The organism is Streptomyces sp. NPDC059832, assembly GCF_042731715.1.
GTDB lineage: Bacteria > Actinomycetota > Actinomycetes > Streptomycetales > Streptomycetaceae > Streptomyces.
In genome coordinates this window covers 54,501-79,467 of sequence record NZ_JBHWIY010000009.1, presented here as the reverse complement: position 1 = coordinate 79,467, position 24,967 = coordinate 54,501, and the positions used below count along the sequence as shown (strand labels likewise).

20 protein-coding genes and 1 pseudogene are annotated in these 24,967 nt (G+C 70.6%); 15 read left to right on the top strand and 6 right to left on the bottom strand.

The annotated features are described in order from the left end of the window. Window positions 1-5 precede the first annotated feature (5 nt). Complete coding sequence (locus tag ACFV8T_RS17860; RefSeq protein WP_385328450.1) at window positions 6-1,346, top strand: right-handed parallel beta-helix repeat-containing protein; 1,341 nt, start codon at window positions 6-8, stop codon at window positions 1,344-1,346. Window positions 1,347-1,454: 108 nt separating this feature from the next. Here ACFV8T_RS17860 and ACFV8T_RS17855 read toward each other — a convergent pair whose 3' ends face one another. Together ACFV8T_RS17855 and ACFV8T_RS17850 are read right to left on the bottom strand one after the other, a co-directional pair. Further along, complete coding sequence (locus ACFV8T_RS17855; protein WP_385328448.1) at window positions 1,455-2,276, bottom strand: hypothetical protein; 822 nt, start codon at window positions 2,274-2,276, stop codon at window positions 1,455-1,457. 186 nt (window positions 2,277-2,462) lie between these two features. After that, on the bottom strand, window positions 2,463-5,069 hold the full coding sequence (locus ACFV8T_RS17850) for an SdrD B-like domain-containing protein (RefSeq protein WP_385328447.1): 2,607 nt from the start codon (window positions 5,067-5,069) through the stop codon (window positions 2,463-2,465). 702 nt (window positions 5,070-5,771) lie between these two features. Here ACFV8T_RS17850 and pcaC point away from each other — a divergent pair. The 3 genes from pcaC to ACFV8T_RS17835 are packed head-to-tail and all read left to right on the top strand — an operon-like array spanning window position 5,772 to window position 8,547. After that, the gene (gene pcaC / locus ACFV8T_RS17845) at window positions 5,772-7,049 is read left to right on the top strand and encodes a 4-carboxymuconolactone decarboxylase (RefSeq protein ID WP_385328445.1); all 1,278 of its coding nucleotides are present in this window, start codon (window positions 5,772-5,774) and stop codon (window positions 7,047-7,049) included. Window positions 7,050-7,062: 13 nt separating this feature from the next. Further along, entirely contained in the window at window positions 7,063-7,719 is a 657-nt protein-coding gene (locus tag ACFV8T_RS17840) for an MBL fold metallo-hydrolase (RefSeq protein WP_385328443.1), read from the top strand. Between the two features lie 48 nt (window positions 7,720-7,767). Next, window positions 7,768-8,547 carry an exodeoxyribonuclease III gene (locus ACFV8T_RS17835; RefSeq protein WP_385328442.1) on the top strand — a complete coding sequence of 260 codons (780 nt, stop codon included), beginning with the start codon at window positions 7,768-7,770 and terminating at the stop codon, window positions 8,545-8,547. Window positions 8,548-8,671: 124 nt separating this feature from the next. On the opposite strand, the gene ACFV8T_RS17830 is transcribed toward ACFV8T_RS17835, so the two are convergent. Further along, on the bottom strand, window positions 8,672-9,850 hold the full coding sequence (locus tag ACFV8T_RS17830; protein WP_385328440.1) for a Cmx/CmrA family chloramphenicol efflux MFS transporter: 1,179 nt from the start codon (window positions 9,848-9,850) through the stop codon (window positions 8,672-8,674). 566 nt (window positions 9,851-10,416) lie between these two features. On the opposite strand from ACFV8T_RS17830, the gene ACFV8T_RS17825 reads away from it, so the two are divergent. The 6 genes from ACFV8T_RS17825 (at window position 10,417) to ACFV8T_RS17800 (ending at window position 14,948) form a co-directional block, all read left to right on the top strand. Further along, complete coding sequence (locus ACFV8T_RS17825; protein WP_385328438.1) at window positions 10,417-11,049, top strand: TetR/AcrR family transcriptional regulator; 633 nt, start codon at window positions 10,417-10,419, stop codon at window positions 11,047-11,049. A 134-nt stretch (window positions 11,050-11,183) separates the two neighbouring features. Then, window positions 11,184-11,624: a DUF6278 family protein gene (locus tag ACFV8T_RS17820; RefSeq protein ID WP_385328437.1), complete on the top strand. Its 441-nt coding sequence runs from the start codon at window positions 11,184-11,186 to the stop codon at window positions 11,622-11,624. 123 nt (window positions 11,625-11,747) lie between these two features. Further along, window positions 11,748-12,491, top strand: a complete 744-nt coding sequence (locus ACFV8T_RS17815) for an amino acid ABC transporter ATP-binding protein (RefSeq protein ID WP_266428985.1) — start codon at window positions 11,748-11,750, stop codon at window positions 12,489-12,491. A 14-nt stretch (window positions 12,492-12,505) separates the two neighbouring features. Next, complete coding sequence (locus tag ACFV8T_RS17810; RefSeq protein WP_385328788.1) at window positions 12,506-13,417, top strand: glutamate ABC transporter substrate-binding protein; 912 nt, start codon at window positions 12,506-12,508, stop codon at window positions 13,415-13,417. Window positions 13,418-13,434: 17 nt separating this feature from the next. Further along, complete coding sequence (locus ACFV8T_RS17805; RefSeq protein WP_385328435.1) at window positions 13,435-14,079, top strand: amino acid ABC transporter permease; 645 nt, start codon at window positions 13,435-13,437, stop codon at window positions 14,077-14,079. Then, window positions 14,076-14,948: an amino acid ABC transporter permease gene (locus tag ACFV8T_RS17800; protein WP_385328434.1), complete on the top strand. Its 873-nt coding sequence runs from the start codon at window positions 14,076-14,078 to the stop codon at window positions 14,946-14,948. The genes ACFV8T_RS17805 and ACFV8T_RS17800 overlap by 4 nt, the downstream gene beginning before the upstream one ends. 58 nt (window positions 14,949-15,006) lie before the next feature. On the opposite strand, the pseudogene ACFV8T_RS17795 reads toward ACFV8T_RS17800, so the two are convergent. After that, window positions 15,007-15,348, bottom strand: a pseudogene (locus ACFV8T_RS17795) (CocE/NonD family hydrolase C-terminal non-catalytic domain-containing protein); the annotation flags it as partial. 68 nt (window positions 15,349-15,416) lie between these two features. Continuing rightward, the gene (locus ACFV8T_RS17790) at window positions 15,417-16,625 is read right to left on the bottom strand and encodes an Ig-like domain-containing protein (protein ID WP_385328433.1); all 1,209 of its coding nucleotides are present in this window, start codon (window positions 16,623-16,625) and stop codon (window positions 15,417-15,419) included. A 225-nt stretch (window positions 16,626-16,850) separates the two neighbouring features. Between ACFV8T_RS17790 and ACFV8T_RS17785 the strand changes: the two genes are divergently transcribed. The 5 genes from ACFV8T_RS17785 to ACFV8T_RS17765 all read left to right on the top strand — a co-directional run bounded on the left by ACFV8T_RS17785 (window position 16,851) and on the right by ACFV8T_RS17765 (window position 22,386). Further along, a complete protein-coding gene (locus tag ACFV8T_RS17785; protein WP_385328431.1) occupies window positions 16,851-18,014 on the top strand; it encodes a lipid II:glycine glycyltransferase FemX in 1,164 nt (387 codons plus the stop codon). Beyond that, window positions 18,011-19,675 carry a murein biosynthesis integral membrane protein MurJ gene (gene murJ, locus ACFV8T_RS17780; RefSeq protein ID WP_385328430.1) on the top strand — a complete coding sequence of 555 codons (1,665 nt, stop codon included), beginning with the start codon at window positions 18,011-18,013 and terminating at the stop codon, window positions 19,673-19,675. The genes ACFV8T_RS17785 and murJ overlap by 4 nt, the downstream gene beginning before the upstream one ends. A 67-nt stretch (window positions 19,676-19,742) precedes the next feature. Beyond that, the gene (locus ACFV8T_RS17775) at window positions 19,743-20,426 is read left to right on the top strand and encodes a response regulator (RefSeq protein ID WP_385328428.1); all 684 of its coding nucleotides are present in this window, start codon (window positions 19,743-19,745) and stop codon (window positions 20,424-20,426) included. Beyond that, entirely contained in the window at window positions 20,423-21,859 is a 1,437-nt protein-coding gene (locus ACFV8T_RS17770) for a sensor histidine kinase (RefSeq protein ID WP_385328426.1), read from the top strand. Before ACFV8T_RS17775 ends, ACFV8T_RS17770 begins: the two co-directional genes overlap by 4 nt. Next, a complete protein-coding gene (locus ACFV8T_RS17765; RefSeq protein ID WP_385328425.1) occupies window positions 21,856-22,386 on the top strand; it encodes a hypothetical protein in 531 nt (176 codons plus the stop codon). The genes ACFV8T_RS17770 and ACFV8T_RS17765 overlap by 4 nt, the downstream gene beginning before the upstream one ends. A 265-nt stretch (window positions 22,387-22,651) precedes the next feature. Here ACFV8T_RS17765 and ACFV8T_RS17760 read toward each other — a convergent pair whose 3' ends face one another. Continuing rightward, complete coding sequence (locus ACFV8T_RS17760) at window positions 22,652-24,520, bottom strand: PQQ-binding-like beta-propeller repeat protein (protein ID WP_385328423.1); 1,869 nt, start codon at window positions 24,518-24,520, stop codon at window positions 22,652-22,654. Window positions 24,521-24,967: the final 447 nt, after the last annotated feature.

Here is a 24,967-nt window from a genome sequence, read left to right as displayed (position 1 = left end):
GCCTGTTGAACCGTTGGGCAGTCCCGGCGGAGGTATTCCGGGCGGCGCTGCGTCTGTCGGTGCTGGTCGTCTCGGTCGCGTTGGCGGCCACCGGGTGCTCCGGTACGGGGTCGACGTCCGGCGATGCGCGGCATCCGGCGGGCAGCGTGCTGCGCGTTCCGCAGGATTTCCCCTCGGTGCAGCAGGCGGTGGACGTCGCTCGTGAGGGCGAGACGGTGCTGATCGGCCCGGGTGTGTACCGGGAGAGCGTGCGCGTCACCAAGCCCCGCTTGGTGCTGCGCGGAACGGACCGCAACAAGGTGGTCTTCGACGGCGGTGTGCGTCTGGCCAACGGCATCACCGTGACCGGCGCCGGCTCGGTGGTCGAGAACCTCACCGTGCACGGCTACCTCGCCAACGGCGTGCTGTTCACCGGCGTCACCGACGAGCGGTTGCAGCAGCGCGGCGCCGGCGGCTCCGCCTACGACCCGCTGGACACCACCCGCTTCCCTGCCGTCCGGGGCTTCCGCGCGACCCGGGTCACGGCATACAACAACGGCCTCTACGGCATCTACGCCTTTGACGCGCGCGACGGCGTGATCGAGGACTCCTACGCCTCCGGGCACGCCGACTCCGGCATCTACGTCGGCCAGTGCAAGCCCTGCGGCACCGTCGTCCGCGGCAACACCGTGGAGCGCAACGCGGTCGGCATCGAACTGACCAATGCCTCGGACGGCCTGTCGGTGCTGGGCAATCGCGTCGTCCGCAACCGGGTCGGCGTCACGGTCAACTCCAACGACCTGGAGGCCCTCGCCCCGCAGCACGGCGCGGTGATCGCGGGCAACGTGGTCGCCGACAACAACGCCGCCGACACGCCCGAGCAGGCGGACGGGGGCTTCGGCATCGGCATCGGCATCGGCGGCGGCACCGCGAACCGCGTCCAGCGCAACCTGGTCCGGGGCAACCGGGCGGCCGGAGTGGTCGTCACCGACCCGCCGGGGCATCCGGCGAGCGGCAATCGCGTCGAAGGCAACCGCGCCACCGGCAACGGCATCGACCTCGTGCTGGCCTCGGCCGACCCCGGCAACTGTTTCGCGGGCAACCGGCCCGACACCCAGAGCCCGAACGGCCTGGAGGGTCGCGCGGGCTGCGGCACCCGCGGCCGGGGCGCGCTGCCCACCGGCCGGACCGCGCCGGTGCAGGCGCCACCGGGCGTACCGTTCAGCCAGGTACCGGCCCCACCCGCCCAGCCGTCCATGCCGGACCCGACGGTCCCGGGCACCCCGGCGACCGGCCTGCCCGGGGCCGTCGACGCGGCCGCGTATCCGCTCCCGAAGGACGTGGACGCCGCGCCGCACTCACGCTGAGCATGGCGCCGCGGTGGACTCGGCCCCCGTTCACCGTGCCGCCCCGAGGGGTGGGCCGAGGAGGGCCGTCGGCAACCGCGGAAGCCGGGGCGCATCGGCACCGAGACATCAGCCGGTGCCCCACGGCGCCTCGGGGAGCTTCGCGCGTCCCTCGCGCCCGGAGAACTCCACGGTGGCCGGAGTCCCCAGGCCCGGCATCCGCATCGTCACCCGCCGCAGGCCGCCGTCACCGTCGACCCAGTACGTCAGCGGCGACCGTCCGCCGTCGGGACCCGCACCGGGCGTGGCGCCCTGGGCGCGCGGCCCCGCGAACCGGTCGTAGCTGCGGCCGTCGATGCGATCACGCTCCAGCCGGCGAGCCCCGGACTGTGCGAGCAACAGCGGGTTGTCGGGGCGGTCCGCGCCGAGCTCGATCAGCAACCGGAGCCCGGCGTCCAGGGGATCGGCCGTGTAGGAGCGCGCGGACCAGCCCGAGCGCGGGATGTGCTCGGCCTGCTGCCAGGCCGGTCTGTTGTCGCCCTTGGGCACGGGGGCCAGGCCGAGGCCGCCGGTGTCCCAGACGATCAGCCCGTGGTCGAGCTGCCCGGTGGCGGGCCCGGAAGCGCCGGAGGATCCGGTGACGTGATAGCTCCCCACGGCCCGGTGGGTGCGGTAGTCCACGACGCCCTCGACCCGCACCACCACTCCGCCGCCCTCGGTGGCGGTCAGGGTCACCGCCACGGGACTGGCCCGGTACAGATTCAGCCGCGACAGTGCCAGCCTGGACGCCTCCTCCATCGTCACCGGACGCTCGGTGGCGGTGTCCTCCGACAAGGTCCGGTAGGCGGCCAGGCCGCCCACCGCGGCGCCGCACGCCGTGACCGCGATCAGTGTCCTGAACCAGAGGGCCCGACGCGGCGTACGGCCGTCGGTCTTCCTCTTCCGAGCCATGCGGTCGCCTTCTCTCATCGGTCGGTCACACAGGAGGGCGGGTCCGCGAACCGCTGGTCCGCGAACCCGCCCGAGTCGGCCGGGACGGTCACCGGTGCCGGTCGCCCCGCTCCGGGACAGGCCCTGGGGCCTCTCGTCCGGATCATGCCGGGCCTGCGGGGTCCGGCCTGATCCGAACGAAAGACCCTAGCGGTGCTGTGCCCTTCGCCTGCGCATCAGTACGACCAGTGCCGCACCGAGAACTGTGAGCGCGGCGCAGCCGGCCAGGGCCAGCGAAACCACCTGGCTCATGCCGGTGGCAGCCAGGCCCGAGTTGGGTACGTGGCCGGGTGCACCCGGTGCACCCGGTGCACCTGGAGCCCCCGGCGAACCCGGTTTGTCCGGTACCGGCTTCGTCGGTGTCGGTGTCGGCGTCGGCTCGGTGGCGGGAAGCCGTCGGTTGACCGCTGTCACCGAGACCCCGTCGTCGAGGTTGTCGGAGGTCAGCACCAGCGGCCCGAACACGGTCTCGTCGGGTACGGCGTAACCTGCGGGCGGGCTGACCTCCTGCCAGTAGTACGTGCCCGGTGCACCGGTGCCGCGGCAGATGCCGTCGGTCCCGGTCATGCAGGGCTTGCCGACCTTCGTGTCCGGCTCCGCCCCGGTGGTCTGCAGCTTGTCGGAGCCGTTCGTCTCCTTCCACAGCTGGAATTTCGCCCGTGCCAGCGCTCTGCCGTCCTGGTCGTGCTTGACCAGGCGCAGCGCGCCTTCCTGTTGCCGGAAACCGAAGTCGTAGGTGTGGTCGTTCTCTCCGGGCCCACCGGTGGTCAACGCCCGCTCCGGGAAGCGCGCGTCGCGCGGGACGATGCCCTTGGAGTCGATGAAGTGGTTGTCGCCGACGTCCGCTTCCGTGGGCACCCACTGGTGGAGCGGGCCGCCCTTGGCGTAGTCGGCCGGTTTGTCGAGGCGGATGGTGTACTTGGTCCTCGGCCGGAGGCCACCGGTGACATTGGAGTCGTCGAAGTAGTACTCGCCGCGCGCCGTCGTCTCGGTCGTCCCCACGAGCTTGCCCGACTCGTCGTACAGGTGGACGGTCGCGCCCACGACCGGGCGCTGGCCCGGGTTCTGGATGCCCTTGCGCTCGGGGTCGTACCAGACCCGGTTGCCGATCTGGAGCGGGGCCTGGTCGCAGAGCACCTCCAGGTCGCCCATGGAGGCGCCCTTGCCGAACGGGGCCACGGTGCCCGGCGGGTTGAGGCGCAGGCCGAACTCCGGGTCTTGCGCGCCGTCGCGCTGGAGGAACGACGTGCCGTACCCGAGGGCGGTGTGGTTGGGGTCGAAAGCGGAGGTCGCGATGGTGTTCTCGGCCTTGGAGAGCGCCATGCCGGCGAACGCCGTGTTGCGGTGACCACCCCAGCTGGTGTCGAAGAAACGGGTGCCCCGGGGGGAGAGCCCGCAGCCGTTGTTGGTGTCCATCGCATACATGCCGTTCGCCGGGCAGGCCTTGTTCAGGTCACCGCCCGACATGACGATGGCGGCGGAGTTCGGCGTGGGACCGGCTGGCGCGCGGTCGCCGAAGCGGTCGCGGAAGGCCAGCAGCATCGAGCCGTCGGACTCGAAGCCGATCTCGCCCAACTCCGGTTCGGGGTTGGCAATGGTGGAGTTGCCACACGGACGACCGTTCTGCGAGACCGGGTAGGTGCTCGTCCACGGGAACCAGCCCGCGCCGTCGCATGGGCCACTGCCGACCGTGGACTGACGCGGGTAGTCCAGCGGCTGGTCCAGCACCGCCTTGCGGAACGCTCCGGTGTCGAGGTCGAAGGGCATGACCACCGCGCGCAGGTCCGAGAGCTTCCCGGTGGACTCGCCGGAGCACACCCCGCCGAGGTAGCCGACGCCGTCCTGCAGGCCCAGGCCGAAGGGGCGCCAGTCCCCGGCCGCCGGACAGCCCGGATCCGGGATGGCTGCGACGGCCTTGGGTGCCGCCGCGGTCGCCACCGTGGCGTCGTAGCGGTAGAGCTTGCGGTTGTTGAGGTTGACGACGAACAGGTCCTTGCCGTCATCGGTGATCTTGATGCCGCCCAGGCTCTCCCTGCCGGGCACGGTGAGGAAGGCATCGTCCGTACCCTGGCCGTGCGCCGTGGTCCCCGCGTCCGGGACGACGGTGAACAGGGTGGTCTTCTTCTGCGCGCGGTCGGTCACATAGATCCCCCCGGGGCCGCCCGGACCGTAGTCCGTGGTGCGCTTGGCCAGTGCAGAGGAGAACACCCGCTTGTCGGCCTTGTTCCACGCGATGCCGAACAGTGTGCCGGTCTCGGCGTTGGTGGCGATGTTCGTGACGTTGACGTCGACGCCGTCCTGGCCGCGTGCGTCGTACGGGAAGGAGACCAGCGTGCGCTGGGTCCCGCCCTCGCGCGTGGTGGGCTGACAGGTCGTCACCAGCGGTGCGTTCTTCTGGCAGTAGTCACCCGGACTCCACAGCCCGGTGGTGTACGCCACGTTCTTCTCGCCGGAGAGGTCGACGAACTCCTCATTGCTGCTCAACTGGTTGGGCGCACCGTCCAGACCCTGGCGCGAGGCGAAGGCCGGGAACAGCACACCCGGCCTCGGATTCACCACCTGCACCCGGTACTTGCCGCTGGTGGCGCTGCCCGCCGCCGGAGTCAGTGTCACGGTGCCGTCGGCCGCCGTGACCCCCTCGATGCCCGTTCCGGCGTCGTCGGTGAGGGTCACCTTGACGCCCGCGAGGCCCGGTTCCAACGCGGGTGTCCACACTCCGGTGTTGTCCACGGCCCGGATCACCCGGACCGTCACCGATCCTTCCTCCGTCTGCGAGTGCGCCGCAGGCGCCACGGCTAACGAGCCACTGCCGATTCCCAAGGCGAGCGCGGCCAGGCAGCCGACGGTGCGGCGGCCGGGCATGCCCGGCCGCCGCCGACGCGGCTCGGGCGCGGCTCCCTTCGTTTGTTCATACGTAGATGTCATCTCCTGCTCTCAGCGTTCAGAAGGGCCTGATGCCCTGCTCATGAGGGAGTACATAGAGATGCGGAGAACCGCCTTGCCAGGGATCTTAGAAGGGCTTTGGTCAAGATCGTGGCGGAATGGCGAACTTGTCCTCCGCCGAACTTTCAAGAAACGGCTTCCGAACACATCGCAGGCGGGCGGCGTGGTGGCGAGCGAGGCCCGCACGCCTGTCGTACCGGTCGCTGCGGACGCGGACGCCCTCCAAGCGCGAGCAGGACGGTCCGGCTGCCGGCCTGGACCGGTAGCGGTAATCGGGCGGGCCAGTTCGGCTACGGCCGGATCTCGTGCAGGGGAAAAGACGGAACCGGTCCACCGTCCGGTGCGCAAGCTGTTCGTGGGCGAGATCCCGGAAGAGGGGGCACGAGTACACGCCGGGCAGCCACCTGGTCCCGCGGGGTCCCGGCAGTGCCGGGACCGTCGCCAGAAGAGGGACGGAAACCGCTAGGTTCCCCCGGCGATGGGGGATCTCGTGCGCTATGGGAGCGTGAGCGGGTGAGTGAGACGACGACTGAAACCCTGCAATACCGCTTTGACGGGCCGGAAGACGCACCGATCCTGGTCCTGGGCCCCTCCCTCGGCACCTCATGGCACATGTGGGACCGGCAGATACCGGAGCTCACCCAGCACTGGAGAGTCTTCCGCTACGACCTCCCCGGTCACGGCGGCGCCCCCGCCCACCCCGCCACCGCCATCGGCGACCTCTCCGACCGGCTGCTCGCCACCCTCGACGGTCTCGGCGTCCAGCGCTTCGGGTACGCGGGCTGCTCCATCGGCGGCGCGATCGGCGCCGACCTCGCGCTGCGCCAGCCGCACCGGGTCGCCTCGCTGGCCCTCGTCGCCGCCTCGCCCCGGTTCGGCAGCGCCGACGAATTCCGCCAGCGCGGGGTGGTCGTGCGCACCAACGGACTGGAGCCGATGGCTCGCACCGCACCCGAGCGCTGGTTCACCCCCGGGTTCGCCGCCGCGCAGCCGGCCATCGTCGACTGGGCCGTCCAGATGGTCCGCACCACCGACCCCGGCTGCTACATCGCCGCCTGCGAGGCCCTCGCCGCCTTCGACGTCCGCGGTGAACTCGGCCGCATCACCGCCCCGACCCTCGTCCTGGTCGGCGCCGAGGACCGGGTCACCGGACCGGGCGACGCACGCACCCTGGTCGCGGGCATACCGGACGCCCGGCTCGCGCTCGTCCCCGGCGCCGCCCACCTCGCCCCGGTCGAGCAGCCCGGAGCCGTCTCCGATCTGCTCCTCACCCACTTCTCCACGGCCTGGCAGGACACCCTCGCCGCCATCCCCGTCCCGCCGTCCACCCCGCAGCTCTCCGCGCCCGTGCTGCCCGTCGCGGAGATCACCGCGGCCACGCCGCAGCCCCCGACGGGGACCACCGGACGCGCCGACCCGTACGAGCCCGGCCTGAAGATCCGCCGTGAGGTGCTGGGCAACGCCCATGTGGACCGGGCCCTGGCCGACGCCGACGACTTCACCCAGGACTTCCAGGAGCTGGTCACCCGCTACGCATGGGGCGAGGTGTGGACCCGGGAGGGCCTGGACCGCCGTACCCGCAGCTGTGTCACGCTCACCGCGCTGGTCGCCTCCGGCCATCTGGAGGGCCTGGCCGCACATGTCAGGGCCGCCCTGCGCAACGGCCTCACCCCGGCCGAGATCAAGGAGGTGCTGATGCAGACCGCCGTGTACTGCGGCGTCCCCGCCGCCGGAGCCGCCTTCTCCGTCGCCCAGAGAGTGATTCAGGAAGAAACGAGGCCCCGCCCGTAGCAGGATGGGAGCCATGGACGCCGTGAACCCCGTGCACCTGACACTGACCAAGAAGACGCACTCCTGCATCCGTCTGGAAAAGGACGGGCGGACGCTCGTCATCGACCCGGGCGGCTTCTCCGAGCAGGACGCCGCCGTCGGCGCCGACGCGATGCTGGTGACGCACGAGCACCCCGACCACTTCGACGAGGGACGGCTGCGCGCAGGCATGGAGGCCGACCCGGCCGCCGAGATCTGGACCCTGCGCAGCGTCGCCGAGCGGCTCGCTGCGGCCTTCCCCGGCCGCGTCCACACCGTCGGCCACGGCGACACCTTCACCGCGGCGGGCTTCGACGTACAGGTGCACGGCGAGCTGCACGCGGTGATCCACCCGGACATCCCGAGGATCACCAACATCGGCTTCCTGGTCGACGGCTCGCTCTTCCACCCGGGCGACGCGCTCACCGTCCCCGACCGGCCCGTCGACACCCTGTTGCTCCCGGTGATGGCCCCCTGGAACAAGCTCTCCGAGGTCATCGACTACGTACGCGAGGTCAAGCCGCGCCGCGCCATCGACATCCACGACGCGCTGCTCACCGATCTCGCCCGCCCGATCTACGACAACCAGATCGGCAGCCTCGGCGGCGCCGACCACGGCCGGCTGGCCCCGGGGGACTCGACCGGCCTGTGACCGGCGCCGGACCGGCGGCTGTCAGTGCCAGCCGCTAGGTTTACGTACATGCGCATCGCCACCTGGAACGTCAATTCGATCACCGCCCGGCTCCCGAGGCTGCTGGCCTGGCTGGAGAGCACCGGCACGGATGTGCTGTGCATCCAGGAGACCAAGTGCACCGCCGAACAGTTCCCGGCGGACGCGCTCCGCGAGCTCGGCTACGAGTCCGCGGTCAACGCCACCGGCCGGTGGAACGGCGTGGCGCTGGTCTCCCGGGCCGGTCTGTCCGACGTGGTCGAGGGCCTGCCGGACGGCCCGGACTACGACGGGGTGCAGGAGCCGCGGGCCATCTCCGCGACCTGCGGCCCGGTCCGGGTCTGGTCGGTCTACGTGCCCAACGGCCGCGAGGTCGAGCACGCGCACTACGCGTACAAGCTGCGCTGGTTCGAGGCCCTGCAGAAGGCCGTCGCCCCGGACGCCGCCGGCTCGAAGCCGTTCGCCGTCCTGGGCGACTTCAACGTGGCCCCGACCGACGAGGACGTCTGGGACCCGGCGCTGTTCGAGGGCGCCACGCATGTCACCCCCGCCGAGCGTGCCGCCCTCGCCGCACTGCGCGAGGAGGGGCTGTCGGACGTCATGCCGCGCCCGCTCAAGTACGACCGCCCGTACACCTTCTGGGACTACCGGGAGCTGCGCTTCCCGAAGAACAAGGGCATGCGGATCGACCTGGTCTACGGCAACGCGCCCTTCGTCGCGGCGGTCGCGGACAGCTATGTGGACCGCGAGGAGCGCAAGGGCAAGGGCGCGTCCGACCATGCCCCGGTGGTCGTGGACCTCGACATCTGAGGACCCGTTGTCAGTGGTGGCCGATAGCGTGGTTCCTGTCCTTATCCCGCTTGCTGGCTGCTTGCTGTGACCAGGACAGCCCCGCCCGTTCAGCGCCGGGCGGGGCTCCATCCGCCGCTGTCCGTCAGACCGCGGGGACGCCGTCCCGACCGCGATCGGCGGTACGCCGCATCCCCAGTGCCGCCCCGGCGGTGCCCAGCGCCAGGACCATCAGCAGGGCGCTCACCCACAGTGGCGACCGGAAGCCGAATCCCGCACCGATCGCCAGGCCGCCCAGCCAGGGGCCGAGCGCGCCACCCACATTGAACGCGGCCGTGGCGAACGAGCCGGACAGGGTCGGTGCGTCGGCCGCCAGCCGGAACACCCAGGAGATCAGCGCCGTACCGGTGCCGAAGGCGAGCATCCCCTGGACGAGGACGAGCGCCACCGTCGCGACCGGGCTGCCCGCGGTCAGCGCGAACCCGGTCCAGCCGATCACCAGAGCCACCAGGCCGGCCGCGGTGAAGGTGACCGGCCGTGTGTCGACGAGCCGGCCGGCGGCCGTGACACCGATGAACGAGCCCAGTCCGAACAGCGCCAGCAGACCGGGGACCCAGACCGAGGCGAGCCCTGTCACATGGGTGGCGAGCGGTTCGACGTAGGAGAACGCGCAGAACGTCGCCCCCTGTACGAGGGCGCTCGTCACCAGGGTCAGCAGCAGCCGCGGGCCGGCCAGGGTCCGCAGCTCGACGCTCGCGGGAGCGGGAGTGGACTCCGGCCGCCCCGCCGGAACGGTCCTGGCGATCACGGCGACGGCCGGTACGGAGACCAGGGCCACGGCCCAGAAGGCCGACCTCCACCCCCAGTGCCCGCCCAGCGCCGCTCCGGCGGGCACCCCGGCCACACAGGCGATGGTGACGCCCCCGACCACCACCGATGTGGCGCGTGCCCGTGCTTCGGGCCCGACCATGGAGACCGCGGTCACCAGGGCCACCGCCCAGAAGCCCGCATTGGCCAGGGCCCCGACGACCCGCGTCGCGAGGAGCAGACCGTAGCCGGGGGTGAGCGCGCCGATGACATGGACGGCGCTGAAGACACAGAGGAAGAAGATGAGGGCGCGGCGGCGCGGCCAGTTCCGGCTGAAGAGCGCCATCAACGGCGCCCCGACGATCATTCCGATCGCGAAGGCCGAGGTCAGCAGCCCCGCGGCAGGGATGGACACATGCAGGTCGTCGGCGATGTCCGAGACCAGACCGGACAGCATGAATTCGGATGTGCCCTGGGCGAAGACGGCGAGCCCGAGCGCGTAGACAGCGAATGGCATGAAGGAACCCCATGGACGGCTGAAGGATGGACCAGGCAGGGGGTGTGGGCCCACGCCCGCCCGTCATGACGGGCGGCAACGCGGAAGAACGTCCGGGGAGTTCATGGACGTGACTCGGCAACGCGGCAGGCGCCGGAGCCGGAGAGTCCACGCACGGTCGCATCGGGAGCGGTTCACGAGCGCGGACGGGAAGAGCGCAGCCCACACGGCAGTGGTCCTGCGGCGGCAGCCGGGGGAATCGGCTCCGGGCCGGCACGCGGCGCGACGGGAGCGATTCGACGGCGGATCAGCCACCGGCGGACCGGTGGCTAGCCTCTGTCGGACTCGGGGCTGGACATGATCGTGAAGCTACCAGCCCGGATCGCCTCGCCTCCACCCCTTTTCGGCCGGAACCGCGAAACCGCGAAACCGCGAAACCGCGAAACCGCGAAACCGCGAAACCGCGAAGCCGCGAAACCGCGAAGCCGCGAAACCGCGGAACTGGTTCCTCCGGCAACGAGTGCGGTGCGATGGGACACAGGACATCTCCTAATTCGAACCGTTGCGTCTCGTATTAAGCTGGCATCATGTCGACGGAGATCACACCCCCCACCGCACCCCCCACCGCACCCCGTCCGGGCCGCAAGCGGAGCGAGGAGAGCCGGATGGCGATCCTGGTCGCCGCGTTCGAGCTGATGGGCGAGGCCGGATACGCGGGCCTGACCATCGAGGGCATCGCCGCCAGGGCCGGCTGCGGGAAGCAGACGATCTACCGGTGGTGGCGATCCAGGGCCGACGTCCTGCTCGATGTGCTCGCCGTCAAGGGCGAGTTGTACGTCACCACCGCCGACCAGGGTTCGTACCGCGACGACCTGCGGGCCTTCCTGGGCGACACCTATCGGCTCGCCGGAAACGGGCAGGTCACCGGCATCCTGTGCGCGCTGATGGCGGAGGCCCAGATCGACGAAGGGTTCGGCGAGCGGTTCCGTACCGGCTTCCTGGAGGGGCGCCGCGAGGTGCTCCGGGAGATCCTCGACCGGGCCGGACGGCGCGGCGACCTGCCGGCCCGCCCGGCGCCGTCCACGGTGCTCGACCTCGTGTTCGGCATGCTCTGGTACCGCGTCCTGGCCACCCGCGAATCCTTCGGCGAGGACCTCGTCGACGAACTGCTGGCCCTTCTCGCGCCGGAACCGGCGGCTTCCGGCGCGAGGCAGGAGTGACCGTCCGCCCGGGGCGGGCCGTGCACGGCGCGCACGGTGGAGCGCGCGCGGGCGTCCGCGTCGGGTTCAGCACTCGAACGACAGGCCGCGCGCCTTGTGGTGCGCGACACGGGAGGGATGCGACCCTGAGTGGTATGAACATCCCTTTCTTGGACAACTGGCGTAAGCGTCACGACGGTGCACGGGGGGTGGGGCTCGCCGCCGCCGTCGCCGCCGATCCCGATGGCGTGGCCGAGCTCCTCGCCGAGTGCGAGCTGCTGCGTGTCCGAGCGGGGCAGCGCGGGCTCGAACTCGACGACAGCCCGGCCTCGTTGGCGGCTCTCGACCAGTTGCCGCCACGCTGGCGCGACGACCCCGAGGAGCTGCCCTGGCTGGGCAACGACGCCGGGTTGTATCTCGGGACGGTCCTGGTGCGGAACGTCCCCGGCGCGGCCTGGAACATCTGGCCCAGTGGGCGGCCCGTGGTGCGGCTCGCCTCCGGTCGGGAGATCGATGTGGTCGAGGCCGGGCTGGACTGGGCGATGGCCGGCAGTCCCGAACTCTCGCAGGTGTACTCGGAGTCGGCCGAAGGGTAGGGATTTCACTACAACCGAATAAGAAGCCTTATGCCCCATTTGTGCGTGTCGGTGACGAAGTCCCTTTTCGGGCTGGATAGTTTGCGCTGACCTCGACACAGCGAAAAGTGGGTAGGGCAGCGTATGGCCGTCGATCCGTTGATCGAGCTGCGGGACGTCAACAAGTACTACGGACAGTTGCACGTACTGCGGGACATCAATCTCACCGTCGGCCGCGGGGAGGTGGTGGTGGTCATCGGCCCCTCCGGCTCCGGCAAATCGACGCTCTGCCGGACCATCAACCGGCTGGAGACGATCGAGTCCGGCCGCATCGCGATCGACGGCAGACCCCTCCCGGAGGAGGGGAAGGGCCTCGCCCAGCTCCGGGCCGAAGTGGGCATGGTCTTCCAGTCGTTCAACCTGTTCGCGCACCGGACCGTGCTGGCCAACGTCTCGCTCGCCCAGCTCAAGGTCCGCAAGCGGAAGAAGGACGAGGCGGACCGGCGCTCCCGTGAACTGCTGGAGCGGGTCGGACTGGCCTCGCAGGCCGACAAGTTCCCCGCCCAGCTCTCCGGCGGTCAGCAGCAACGCGTGGCCATCGCCCGCGCCCTCGCCATGGACCCCAAGGCGCTGCTCTTCGACGAGCCCACCTCGGCGCTCGACCCGGAGATGATCAACGAGGTGCTGGAAGTCATGCAGCAGCTCGCCCGGGACGGCATGACCATGGTCGTCGTCACGCACGAGATGGGCTTCGCCCGCTCCGCCGCCAACCGCGTGGTCTTCATGGCCGACGGACGCATCGTCGAGGACCGCACTCCCGAGGCGTTCTTCACCGCTCCGGAGAGCGACCGCGCCAAGGACTTCCTGTCCAAGATCCTCAAGCACTGACGGGGGGCTCCGTGTTGCGTACGAGAAGAGTTCTGGCCGCCTGCGCCGGCCTCCTGCTGGCCGTGCTCGCCGCCGCGTGCGGCAAGGAGGGCAGCCCGCCGGTGAAGGGTCCGAAGCCCGAACAACTGCCGGTGTACAAGGTCGACTCCGGCTTCCGGCTGCCCGCCTCGCCGACCTGGACGAAGGCGAAGAAGCGCGGCTACCTCCGGGTCGGGGCCAAGGAGGACCAGCCCTACCTGGGCGAGAAGGACCCGGCCACCGGTGTCTACTCCGGCTTCGACATCGAGATCGCCAAGATGATGTCGGCCTCGCTCGGTTTCGACCCGAAGACGATCCGTTTCAAGACCATCGCCTCCGCCAACCGCGAGACGGCGCTGCAGAACGGGCAGATCGACTACTACGTCGGCACCTACACCATCAACGCCATGCGCAAGAAGCTCGTCGGCTTCGCCGGCCCCTACTTCATGGCCGGACAGGGCCTCCTCGTCCGCACCGACGAGCACGACATCAACGGCCCGCAGGACCTGGCCGGCAAGACGGTCTGCTCGGCCGCGGGGTCGACCCCGTACCAGCGCATCGCCGCCGACTACCCGAAGGCGATCCTGGTCGCCTACGACACGTATTCGATCTGCGTCGACAATCTGCTGACCTACCAGGTCGACGCCGTCACCACCGACGACGCCATCCTGCTGGGCTTCGCCGCCAAGGCGCCCAAGGAGATGAAGGTCGTGGGCAAGCCGTTCTCCCAGGAGCCGTACGGTATCGGCGTCCCGCGCAGCGACAACGCGCTGCGGTTCGCCCTGAACGACGCCCTGGAGGCGAACGAGAGGAACGGCAACTGGAAGAGGGCGTTCGAGGCCACACTCGGTCTGTCCGGAGTGCCCGCGCCGAAGCCGCCGCCCATCGACCGCTACCCGGCTACCTGAGAGGGCGGGCATCGACCATGGACGTACTCACCGAGAATTTCTCGCTCTACGGCAAGGGTTTCCTGGGCACGGTCGAACTGACCGTCTACTCCTCGATCCTGGCCTTGCTCCTCGGCTTCTTCATGGCCTCCTGCCGGGTGGCCCCCGTCGGCTCGCTGCGCGTGCTCGGCACGGTCTGGGTGATGGTGCTGCGCAACACCCCGCTGACGCTCCTCTTCTTCGCGGTCCTGCTCGGCCTGCCGCGCTTCGGCCTGGTCCTTCCCTTCAAGGTCTTCGCGGTCCTCGCGCTCGGCTGCTACACCTCCGCGTTCATCTGCGAGGTGCTGCGCTCGGGCATCAACACCGTGCCGACGGGACAGGGCGAGGCGGCCCGCAGCCTCGGCATGACGTTCGGCCAGACGCTGAACACCGTGGTGCTGCCACAGGCGTTCCGGTCGGTGATCCCGCCGATCGGCTCCACCCTCATCGCCCTGGCCAAGAACTCGGCCATCGCCGGGGCGTTCAGCGTCACCGAACTGCTCGGCACCTACAAGACCCTCAACGAGCTGGGCTACAGCATCATCTGGACCTTCGTCTGGATCGCCGTCGGCTACCTGATCATCACCCTGTCCATCAGTGCGCTCTTCAACGTGATGGAGAAGCGCTGGGGAGTCGCCCGATGACCACCCGCACCGCGCCGTCCGCCAGCGCGCTCTACGACATCCCGGGCCCGGCGACCCGCAAGCGCCATCTCCTGTACGGGATCGTCTCGACGGCCCTGATCCTCGCCCTGTTCGGCTGGGTCGTCTATCTGCTCTTCGACACCCAACAGTTCACCAGCGCCAAGTGGACACCTTTCGAGTACAAGGGCATCCAGGAACTGCTGCTGCGCGGACTGGGCAACACCCTCAAGGCGTTCGCGTACGCCGCGGTGCTCTCCCTCCTGCTGGGCGCCGTCCTCGCCGTCGGCCGGCTCTCCGAACACCGGGCCGTGCGCTGGATCGCGACGCTGCTCGTGGAGTTCTTCCGGGCCATGCCCGTCCTGGTGATGATCTTCTTCATCTTCGTGGCGCTGAAGGTGCAGCCGCTGCCCGCCCTGGTCACCGGTCTGACCCTGTACAACGGCTCGGTGCTCGCCGAGGTGTTCCGCACCGGGATCCTCTCGGTGGAGCGCGGCCAGTCCGAGGCCGCGTACGCCCTGGGGTTGCGCAAGACGCAGGTCACCACCTTCGTACTGGCCCCGCAGGCGGTGCGCGCCATGCTGCCCACGATCATCAGCCAGCTGGTCGTGGCGCTGAAGGACACCTCGCTCGGCTATCTGATCACCTACGAGGAATTTCTCCATGCGGGCAAGCTCATCGCGTCCAACCTCGACTACGATCTTCCCTTCATCCCCGTGGTGATGGTGATCTCGCCGATCTACATCGGGATGTGCATGCTGCTCTCCTGGTTCGCGACCTGGGTGGCCAAGCGGGAACGGCGTAATCCGAAGATGAAGGCCGTGAAGATCGCACCGGCCGAACCAGGAACGCTGCTGCCGGGAGTGCAGTAGCGGGGTCCGCCGCGAGGCGGTCCCGGCAGAGCGGTGCCCGCCCGGCAGCAGCCGGTGATCACTTCTCGCGCAACGGCACGGACACGTACGACGGGTCCGCCGGGGTCGAGGAGAAGGTCAGCTGCGATCCGGTCGGGTTGTGCTCGATGTAGAGCGGATCGACGGTGTCGATCACCAGGGTGAGACGGTGACCGGCCGGAACGTCGTAGGCGGTGGAGAACAGCTCCAGGTCTACGGGGAACGGCCGGCCCGGCGTCTGCCCATGGAAGGTATAGGGGGCGTTGCTGATCAGCTTGCCCAGGCCGAGCGGCCCTTCGTCGTGGAGATACGCGACGAAGGTGCCGCTCTCCTTGTTTCCGGTCACCGTGGTGTGGAGCTTCGCCGTGCCCCGGATGTGCTGCGGTAAGTTACGTGAGGGTAACAATTGCCGGGCCTGCCGCCGGAGGCCCGGCGCGGCTCACCGGCCCGCTACAGCGCGCTCTTCGCCTGCCAGTCGGACCACGACACGTTCCACGCGCCGTACCCGTTGCCCTCCGCGACCGTGCCCTTGGCGTCCGCGCCGGTGATCTCGAACGGGTCGCCGACCCGCACCTGCTGGTACAGCGCGGCGGCGTTGGCGTCGCTCATCCCGACACAGCCCGAGCTGTGGTTGGCCACCCCGAAGTAGGCCGCGTTCCACGGCGCCGCGTGGGCGTACATCCCCGACCAGGTCAGCCGCATCGAGGAGTCGACCATCTTGTCGTAGGCATCGCCGAGGCCGACCGTCTCGGAGCGCATGTTGATCGTGCCCTCCTTGGCCATCAGTACGGCGGTGCCGCGCCAGGACGCCTTCTCGCCGCCGGGGGTGCCGGCCGACATGGGCACGTCCATGACGGTCTTCCCGTCCCGCTTCAGCGCCAGCCGGTGACGGTCGAGATCGACCTTGACCACCTGGTCGGCGCCGATCGTGAAGGTGGTCCGGTAGTCGCGGACGAACCAGCCGCCGGACGGGCCCGAGTCGATGCCGTTGAGATCGGCGTCGAGCGTGACCTTCGTGCCGGACTTCCAGTACTCCTTGGGCCGCCAGTCGACGCGGTCCTTGCCCGAGTAGTCCTGCAGCCAGCCCCAGGAGCCCTCGGTGTTGTTCGAGGTGGAGACCTTCAGGGCCTTCTCCACCGCCGCCTTGTCCTTGACCGGGTTGTCGAAGACGACCGAGAGCGGCTGGGCCACACCGACCGTGGTGTTCTTGCCGGGGGCCAGCGACAGCTTGTTGACCTTGTCGGCGGCGGCGGTGGTGAAGCCGGCCTTCGCGCTGCCGCCCTCGGTGTTCTTCGCCTCGACTCCGTACGCGGTGCCGGGCGCGGCCGGCCGGTCCGACGTCCAGGTCCTGCCGTCGGCGGATATCCGGCCGGTGAGCGCCTCGCCGCCGTCCGCGCTCACGGTGACCGCCTTCAGCTTTCCGGTGCCCAGCGTCACCTTCACCGGCGTGCCCGGGGTCGCCTGGGCGCCCCGGAGGTTCACCGAGATCTTGGCGTCGGGGGCCGACGCCGCCGCGTGGCCCTTGTCCGAGTCCGACGCGGCGGCACCGGAACAGGCGGTGAGCATGGTACCGAGCACCGCGGTACCGGCGATCAGGGTGAGCCGGACCGGGCGGCCGAGCGGAGCGGTACGGCGTACGGGCCGGCGTGCAGCGATCAACGGAAAAACCTCCAAGGCATTGCTTCTCGTCGATGGAGAGGTATTTGTCCGACGATAGGTTCCGCAAATCGGCCAAAAACCGGGAAATGCCCTGTGTGACATGTACCGCAGCACAACGGTCATCGTTCGGTCACATATGCCGCTCGGCTCCGTCACGGACCGCTGTGAGCATCCTGTGCGGCCCCGCAGAGCCGACAGCGGGGCGGACCAGGGAGGGCCACGAACATGTCAGCGCTGCTCGCGACCGGAGACCGAGGCCATGACCGGGAGCTGCGGATACGCGGCCTGACCGCCGCCGAGCACCGGGCATTCCTGTCCACCCGCCCGGGGGCGAGTTTTCTGCAATACCCGTCCTGGGCCGGGGTGAAGGACCGCTGGACCTCGGAAATGGTCGGCTGGTACGGCGACTCCGGCGAACTGACGGGAGCCGCTCTGGTGCTCTACCGCCAATTCCCGGGAACCCGCAAATACTTCGCCTATCTGCCCGAGGGGCCGGTGGCCGACTGGGCCGACCCGGACATCGACGGCTGGCTCGGCCCGCTCATGGCACATCTGCGCAGGGCCGGCGCCTTCGCCGTACGGATCGGTCCCTCACCGGCGTACCGCCGCTGGGACACCGGCCGGCTCAAGGCGGCCACCGGGCCCGGCCGGAAGGTCTCCGACGTGCTGGCGACCGAGGTGGACCCGCTCGGCGCGGCCGTCGCCGATCGGCTCCGGGCCCGCGGCTGGCGCCGCTGCGGCGGCGACGCCGAGGACGCCGACGCACAGCCGCGCCATGTCTTCCACGTGCCGCTCGCCGGACGGACCCCCGACCAGCTCTGGTCCGGGCTCAACCAGGAATGGCGCCGCAACGTGCGCAAGGCCCGGCAGGCCGGGGTGCGGATCGTCATCGGCGCAGAGGCCGAGCTCCCGGAGTTCCACCGGCTGCTGCGGATCACCGAGGAACGCGACGGCTTCCGGCTCGGCCGTTCCCTCGCCTATTTCCAGCGGCAGTACGCCGTGCTCAACGCCGAACAGCCCGGCCGGATGAGGCTCTACCTCGCCGTCCACCAGGGCGAGATCCTGGCCGCCCACACCATGGTCAGCACCGGCCGACGGGTCTGGTACCAGACCGGAGCGTCCGCCGACCACCGCCGCGAGGTCCGTCCCAGCAACGCGTTGCAGTGGCGGATGATGCTCGATGCCCATGGGCTCGGTGCCGATGTGCACGACATGCGCGGGGTACCCTCCACCCTTGACCCCGACGACCGCCCCTTCGGGCTGCTCCGCTGGAAGCTCGGCACCGGCGGTCAGGTCGTCGAGACGCTCGGAGAGTGGGAGACATCGGTGGGCGGAGCCACGAACAACGCGCTGTACCGGGCGTTCCAGGCGTACCTGGCCCGCCGATGACGGCCACCGAAGCGACCGGCACGACGGTCGCGGACCCCAAGCCCCGTTCGGTGCTGCGCAACGGCGCCGTCATGGCGGCCGGCTCCATCGTCTCCCGGGCGACCGGCTTCATACGCTCGGCGGTCGTCGTCGCCGCGCTCGGCACCGGGCTCCGGGCCGACGGGTACAACGTCGCCAACACCGTGCCCAACATCCTCTACACGCTGCTCATCGGCGGGGCGCTCAACGCCGTCTTCGTCCCCGAGCTGGTGCGGGCGGCGAAGAACCACGCCGACGGCGGGGCCGCGTACACCGACCGGCTGCTCACCGTCTGCACCGTCGGCCTCCTCGCCCTCACCGGCCTCACGGTTTTCGCCGCACCGTGGATCGTCGCCGTCTACGCCCCCGGCTACCACGGCGCACAGGCGGACGTGACCGTCGCGCTGGCCCGCTACTGCCTGCCGCAGATCCTCTTCTACGGACTGTTCACCCTCCTCGGACAAGTACTCAATGCCCGGGGGCGGTTCGGCGCGATGATGTGGACCCCGGTCCTCAACAACGTGGTGATCATCGCCGTGTTCGGGCTCTACCTGGGCATCGCGGCCGGCTCCGACGGCACGCTCGCCCCGGCCCAGGCCCGGTGGCTCGGCTGGGGCACGACGGCCGGGATCGTCGTCCAGACGCTCGCCCTGGTGCCCGCGCTGCGCGCCGCGAAATTCCGCTGGCGCCCCCGGTTCGACTGGCGGGGCAGCGGCCTCACCCGGCCGCTGCGCGCGGCCGGCTGGCTGGTCACGCTCGTGCTGACCAACCAGATCGCCTACTGGGTGGTGACCCGGCTCTCCACCACCATCGGCCAGCGCGCCGAGGACATGGAGCTGGCGGGCGGCGCCGGCTACACCGCGTACAGCTACGCCTATCAGCTGTGGGTGGTGCCGCACGGCATCGTGACCGTCTCGCTCGTCACCGCGATGATGCCCCGGATGAGCCGGGCGGCTGCCGACAACGACCTGCCGGGCCTGCGGCGCGACGTCTCGTACGCCCTGCGCACCTCGGCCGCGGTCGTGGTGCCCGCGGTGGCCCTGCTGTTCGCACTGGCACCGTGGGTGATGGGAGCGGTGTACGGGTACGGGGCCACGGACGATGCGGACATCGCCGTGATGGCGGGCATGACGATGGCGTTCGCGCCCGGACTCATCGCCTACTCGGGGCAGTACGTGCTCTCCCGGGCGTTCTACGCGATGAGCGACACCCGCACGCCGTTCCTCCTCAATCTGGTGATCGCGGCGCTCAACGCCGGGCTCTCGGTCGCCGCGTATCTGCTGCTGCCGGTCCGCTGGGCCGTGACGGGAATGGCCGGCGCCTACTCGGTGGCGCTGTTCGCGGGCTTCGCGGCCACCGCGTACGTGCTGCACCGCAGGCTCGGCCGCGGTGACGCCGCCGGAACCTCGCCGGTGCGTTCGCCCGCGCTGTGGGCGCAGCTCCGGCTGGTGGTGGCGTCCGTGCCCGCCGGGCTGCTGGGGTACCTGGCCGCTCGGAGCTGCGCCGGGTTCGGGGACTTCGCGGCGGTGGGCGCGGGTTCCTTCGTGCTCCTGCTCACGGTCGCGCTGCTGGCCCGGCCGCTCCGGCTGCGGGAGGTCAGCGCCGTGATCGCGGCGGGCCGGGGACGGCTGCGGCGGGCCTGACCCCGCCGGGCAGACCAGCTCGCTCACCCATCCGAATCCATTTCTTGATCGCTGGGATACTGCTGCCATGCCTCGCGTGTTGCTGATCGAAGACGACCCCTCCGTACGCGAAGGGGTCGAGCTGGGGCTGCGGCGGCGCGGCCATGAACTGCGCGCCGTGGAGAGCGGCGAGGCGGGGCTGGCCGCCCTGGGGGAGTTCCGGCCCGATCTGGTGCTCCTCGACCTGATGCTCCCCGCGATGAACGGGGTCCAGGTCTGCCGCCGGATACGCGAGACCAGCCAGCTGCCGATCATCATGCTCACGGCCCGGGGCGACGACTTCGACGTGGTCGTCGGGCTGGAGGCCGGCGCCGACGACTACATCGTCAAGCCGGCCCGTACCGAAGTGATCGAGGCCAGGATCCGTGCCGTACTGCGCAGGCTCGTCGAACCGGCCGGGCGCGGCGGCACCGAGATCCACGGCGAACTGGCCGTCGACCGGGCCGGACTCTCGGTCTCCAAGGCCGGGCAGCGCCTCCTGCTCGCACCCTCCGAACTGAAACTGCTGCTCCATCTGTCGGCCTCGCCCGAGCAGGTCTTCAGCAGACAGCAGCTCCTCGAATACGTCTGGGAGCACAGCTACCACGGGGACGCGCGCCTGGTCGACGCGTGCGTGCGGCGGCTGCGGCAGAAGGTCGAGGACATGGCGGGCAGTCCGCGCTACATCCAGACCGTCCGCGGCTTCGGATACCGCTTCGGTCCGCTCGGATGAGACTCTTCGCCGCCCGGTTCGGACTGCGTACCCGTCTTGTCGGAGCCTTCCTCCTGGTCGCGGCGATCAGCGCCGCCACCACCGCCACCCTCACCTACCGCGAGGCCCGTTCAGCCATCCTGCAACAGGCCCAGGACACGGCCGTCGACCAGTTCCGCGACCGGATCGGCGCACAGGCCGTGACCCTGCCGGTGGACGAGGAACAGCTGCGGCGGGCCTGCCGGAGCCTCGCCAATGAAGGCAAGCCGCACCCCTGGGTCGTCTTCGCCGAGTACGGGACGATCCGGGCCTCCTCCTCGAACCGTCCCACCTCCGAGGTGATCACGCCCGAACTGCAGGCCGCCGCCCGAGGCAGCGCGCACGGCTCCTTCCAACGGGTCGTCAAGGACGGCGTGCCCTGGCTGACCGTCGGAATGCCCGCCCTCATCGACCGCGGCGACGGGGGCCAGCCCACCGGACTCGTCCTCTACGCCGTGATGCGGCTCTCCACCGAGGAGGCCAATGTCGAAGCCATGGTGACCGCGGCCCGCGACGGCGCCCTGCCCGCCCTGCTGATCGCGCTGGTGCCCGCACTGCTCGCGGCCCGCAGCGTGCTGCGCCCGGTGCGCGACCTGCGGCGGGCCGCCGCGGGCATCGGCCGGGGCGAACTCGACACCCGGATCGAGGTCCGCGGCTCCGACGAACTCGCCGGACTCGCCCGGACGTTCAACGACTCGTCGACGAAGCTCCAGGAGTCGGTGGCGGAGCTCCGGCAGGCGGAGGCGCGGGCCCGGCGCTTCGCCTCCGACGTCTCGCACGAGCTGCGCACCCCGCTCGCCGGAATGCTCGCCGTCACCGAGGTGCTCGACGAGGACGCGGCCCAGCTGAACCCCGACACCGCGGCGGCCGTCCGGCTGATCAGCGCCGAGACGGGCAAGCTCGCCACCCTCGTCGAGGACCTGATGGAGATCTCCCGCTTCGACGCGAGGGCGGCGGACCTCCACCTCGACGAGGTCGATGTCGCCGAAGCGATCCGCAAGACCCTGGAGAACAGGCACTGGGAGGACCGGGTCCGCACCGAACTCCACGACGGAATACGGGCGATGCTCGATCCGCGCCGATTCGACGTCATCGTCGCCAACCTCGTCGGCAACGCCCTGCGGCACGGTGCGGAGCCCGTCACGGTACGGCTGCGGATTGAGCGGAAGGGCGCGGTGGACCGGCTGGTGGCCGAGGTCGCGGACAGCGGTCCGGGCATCGACCCCGCCGTTCTGCCCCATATCTTCGACCGCTTCTACAAGGCCGACGCGGCCCGCACCCGGTCGGCCGGCAGCGGACTCGGACTGGCGATCACCCAGGAGAACGTACGGCTGCACGGCGGCACCGTGCGCGCCGCCGACGGGCCCGGGGGCGGCGCGGTCCTCACCGTGGAACTGCCGCTGGAGGGGCCGTGAGGGGTGTACGCGCCCTCGGCGCACTGCTGCCCCTCGTCCTGCTGGCGACCGGGTGCGGGATACAGGCCACGGACGTCGTCGAGGTCGGCGACCCGGCGATCGTCGACGTGGCGCCGGGACGCGAGCAGAGCACACTGCTCTACTTCGTGTCCTCGTCGTCCGCGAACCGGCTGATGCCCGTCGTACGGCCCATCGAGATACCGGCGGAAGGCACCTTCTCGGGCGGTACGGAAGCGACGTGGGGAGGGGCCAACCGGGCGGTCGCCCTGCTCTTCGAAGGGCCGAACAAGAGTGAGGTCGCGACCGGCCTGCGCACCGAACTTCCCTACGCCCGCGTCGCTCTGAGCATCGAGCTGGGCCCGGACGGTGTCCTGGTCCGGTTGAACAGGGCCGTCACCACACTCTCCGAGGTGGCCCGCCAGCAGCTGATCTGCACCGCCGCGCAGGCCCGCACCGCGGACCGGGGCGAGGCGGTGAAGGTGGTCGGCACCGACGGAGTCATCGGGCCGGCCCGATGCGCCGTGTGATCCCAGCCGATGGAAAGGGCGCCTGGCTCGACCGGGTGGAGCCGGGCCCCCGCCTTGCCCGACTTGGGCGGGACGGGTGATCGCCATGCTGCACCCGGCGCATCACGTGGAGTGCGTCGCGGTCCTCGAACGGGCCGCTCCCCGGTTCTCGACCGAAACCGGGGGAGCGGCCCCGTGACGTGAGGGCGTCGATCTCACGTCACGGGCGTGGACGGGGTCTGGCCACGCGTAGGCGGCGAGCGGCGCGTGCGAAGGGAGTGGCGGCTCAGACCCGCATCTTGCGCCGCGCCCGGGGAGGCTTGCGACCGGTCTCGGCGTCCACCGCGAGCACGGTACCGGCGTGCGTGCCCACGTAGACGACCCCGTCGGCGTAGACGGGGCCGGTGCCGCGGCCATCGAGTGCGTGCCGCCACAGGACCGCACCGGCGCTCAGGCCGATCTTGAACAGACCGCGCCCGTACTTGGTGCCGACGAACCAGCCGGACGAGCCACAGATCGCCGGGGAGGAGGCGCCGTAACGGTTCGGCAGGTGCCAGAGGAGCCCGCCGTCGCTGCCGTCCACCGCGTACACGCCGCCGTGGCTGTCGCCCACGAAGACCAGACCCTCGGCCAGCGCCGGGGTGCTGTCGACCACACCGGCCGCCTGTGCTCCCCACAACTGCTCACCGGTGACGGCGTCGTAGGCGTAGAGCCGACCGGCTCCGGTGCCCGCGCAGACCATGCCTCCCCCGACGCTCGGGGTGCAGCAGCTCAACTGGCTCACGGTGGACCCCTGGTGCCACAGCTCCTCGCCGGTCACCGCGTCGAAGGCGGTCAACTGGGCCCGCGCGCCCTGCACATAGACCCGGCCGTCGGAGACCGCCGCCGCGGCGGCCGACCCGTCGGGCAACCGTCGCTCCCAGCGTTCCTCGCCGGTCGCCGCGTCCAGCGCGCGGATCCGGGAGCTGTCGCGCAGCAGGTTGGCCGGGTGGTGGACGACGTAGAGCAGGCCGTCGGCGACCACCGGCGCACCCGAGTGGCCCACCCGCTGACGCCAGTGCTCCTGCCCGTCCACGGCACCGACCGCGTGCAGCACACCGGACTCGCCGACGACGTACACCGTCCCGTCGGCGACCGCCGGCGTCTCCTTCAGGGCACCGATCGCGTCGAAGGACCAACGCGCCGCGCCCGTCCCCGCATCCAGCGCGTAGCAGCGGCCGTCGGAGCAGTTGACGTACACCGTGCCCGCGCAGACGACCGGTGCGGCGACGACCGCGTCCGGCAGCCGCACGCTCCACGCCTCGAAGCCGGACGGCAGCGTGCCCTTCGGATAGACGCCGGTGTGGGCCGGGCCACCGTGGGCCATGGCGGACGGTCCGCTGCCGGGACCGGGCACCGGCCGTGCTCCGACGGAGGGAACGGCGTCCGGCACGGCCCCGCGCACGGCGTTCGCCATCCCGTGCTCGGCATCGCCTGGATTCTTCTCCGCCTCCGCCTCCGCATGGCCGTCGCCGACGCCAGGGACCGTGTCCGCCACCTCGCCCCACAACACCGGGTCCATGATTTCCACCAGGTCGACCAGTGAGCGCAGTACGGTCAGGATCGCGTGGGTGTCGTCCTTCTCCCTGCGCGGCCCCGGAGGCTCGGCGTAGAAGAGGTAGCCGCCCTCCACCTGCCACTGCAACCAGCGGCGGTCGTCGGCGAATTCGCGCACGGCCGGGGTGAGCAGCCGCGCCGCCGTCTCCAGGTCCACGCTCTCCACGACATGGTTGGTGTCGTAGGCCGGGTCACCGATCTCGTACAGATGGCGGTCCGGACGCTCGGTGACGAGCCGCTTCAGCAGCGGAACCATCGTGTCCACAGCCAGTGAGTGCCGGCTCACCGCTACCAGCGGCAGCACGGCCGGCAGCTGGACGAGGTACACGGTGCGGGCGGCCGAGGGGTCATCGGTGACACAGTCGAAGACGCTGAACCAATGGCCGTCCAGGGTGCCGCTCACGGCGTCCAGGGCCATCGCCTTCTCGGCATCGACGCCGAGCGGCCCCGCGCACAACTGCATGCGTTCGGGATGCCAGTCCGTGTACGTCCACCGGCGTTCCTTCGCCAGACGACGCCGCGCCGCGCTGTGTTCCCGCTGATCCTTTTTCCTCGACATGCCTGCCTCCTCCATTCGGCCAGGGAGCCTACCTGCCCCAACTCCCGTCACGGCAAGGATGTCTGGCCCCGCCCGGGGACAGAATCGTCGGGTTCACCAACCGGTGGCGCGCCAGTCCGACCGGATGGGCTGTTGGCCGGGTTCGAGGGGGAGTTGGGCGCGGTTCGGCGTGGTCTGGAGAGCGCGGCCCAGCGGCGACTGCACTGGCGCAATCCTCCTCGGCCACGGGACGTGCCACACCTGGTGATCCGGTTCGGGGACGCGTGAGCAGCAGCGGCGGGTCCGGTCGAGAATCCGGTCGGCGGTCCTGGTCCGCTTGAACGGCAGGGCATCGTCGAGCAGAACACCCCACGCCCAAGGCAGCGCCTTTCCAGCTCCGCGAACCACCGTTCGACCTGGTCGAACCACGACGAGCACGTGGGGGTGAAGTGCAGCTCCACACACTCC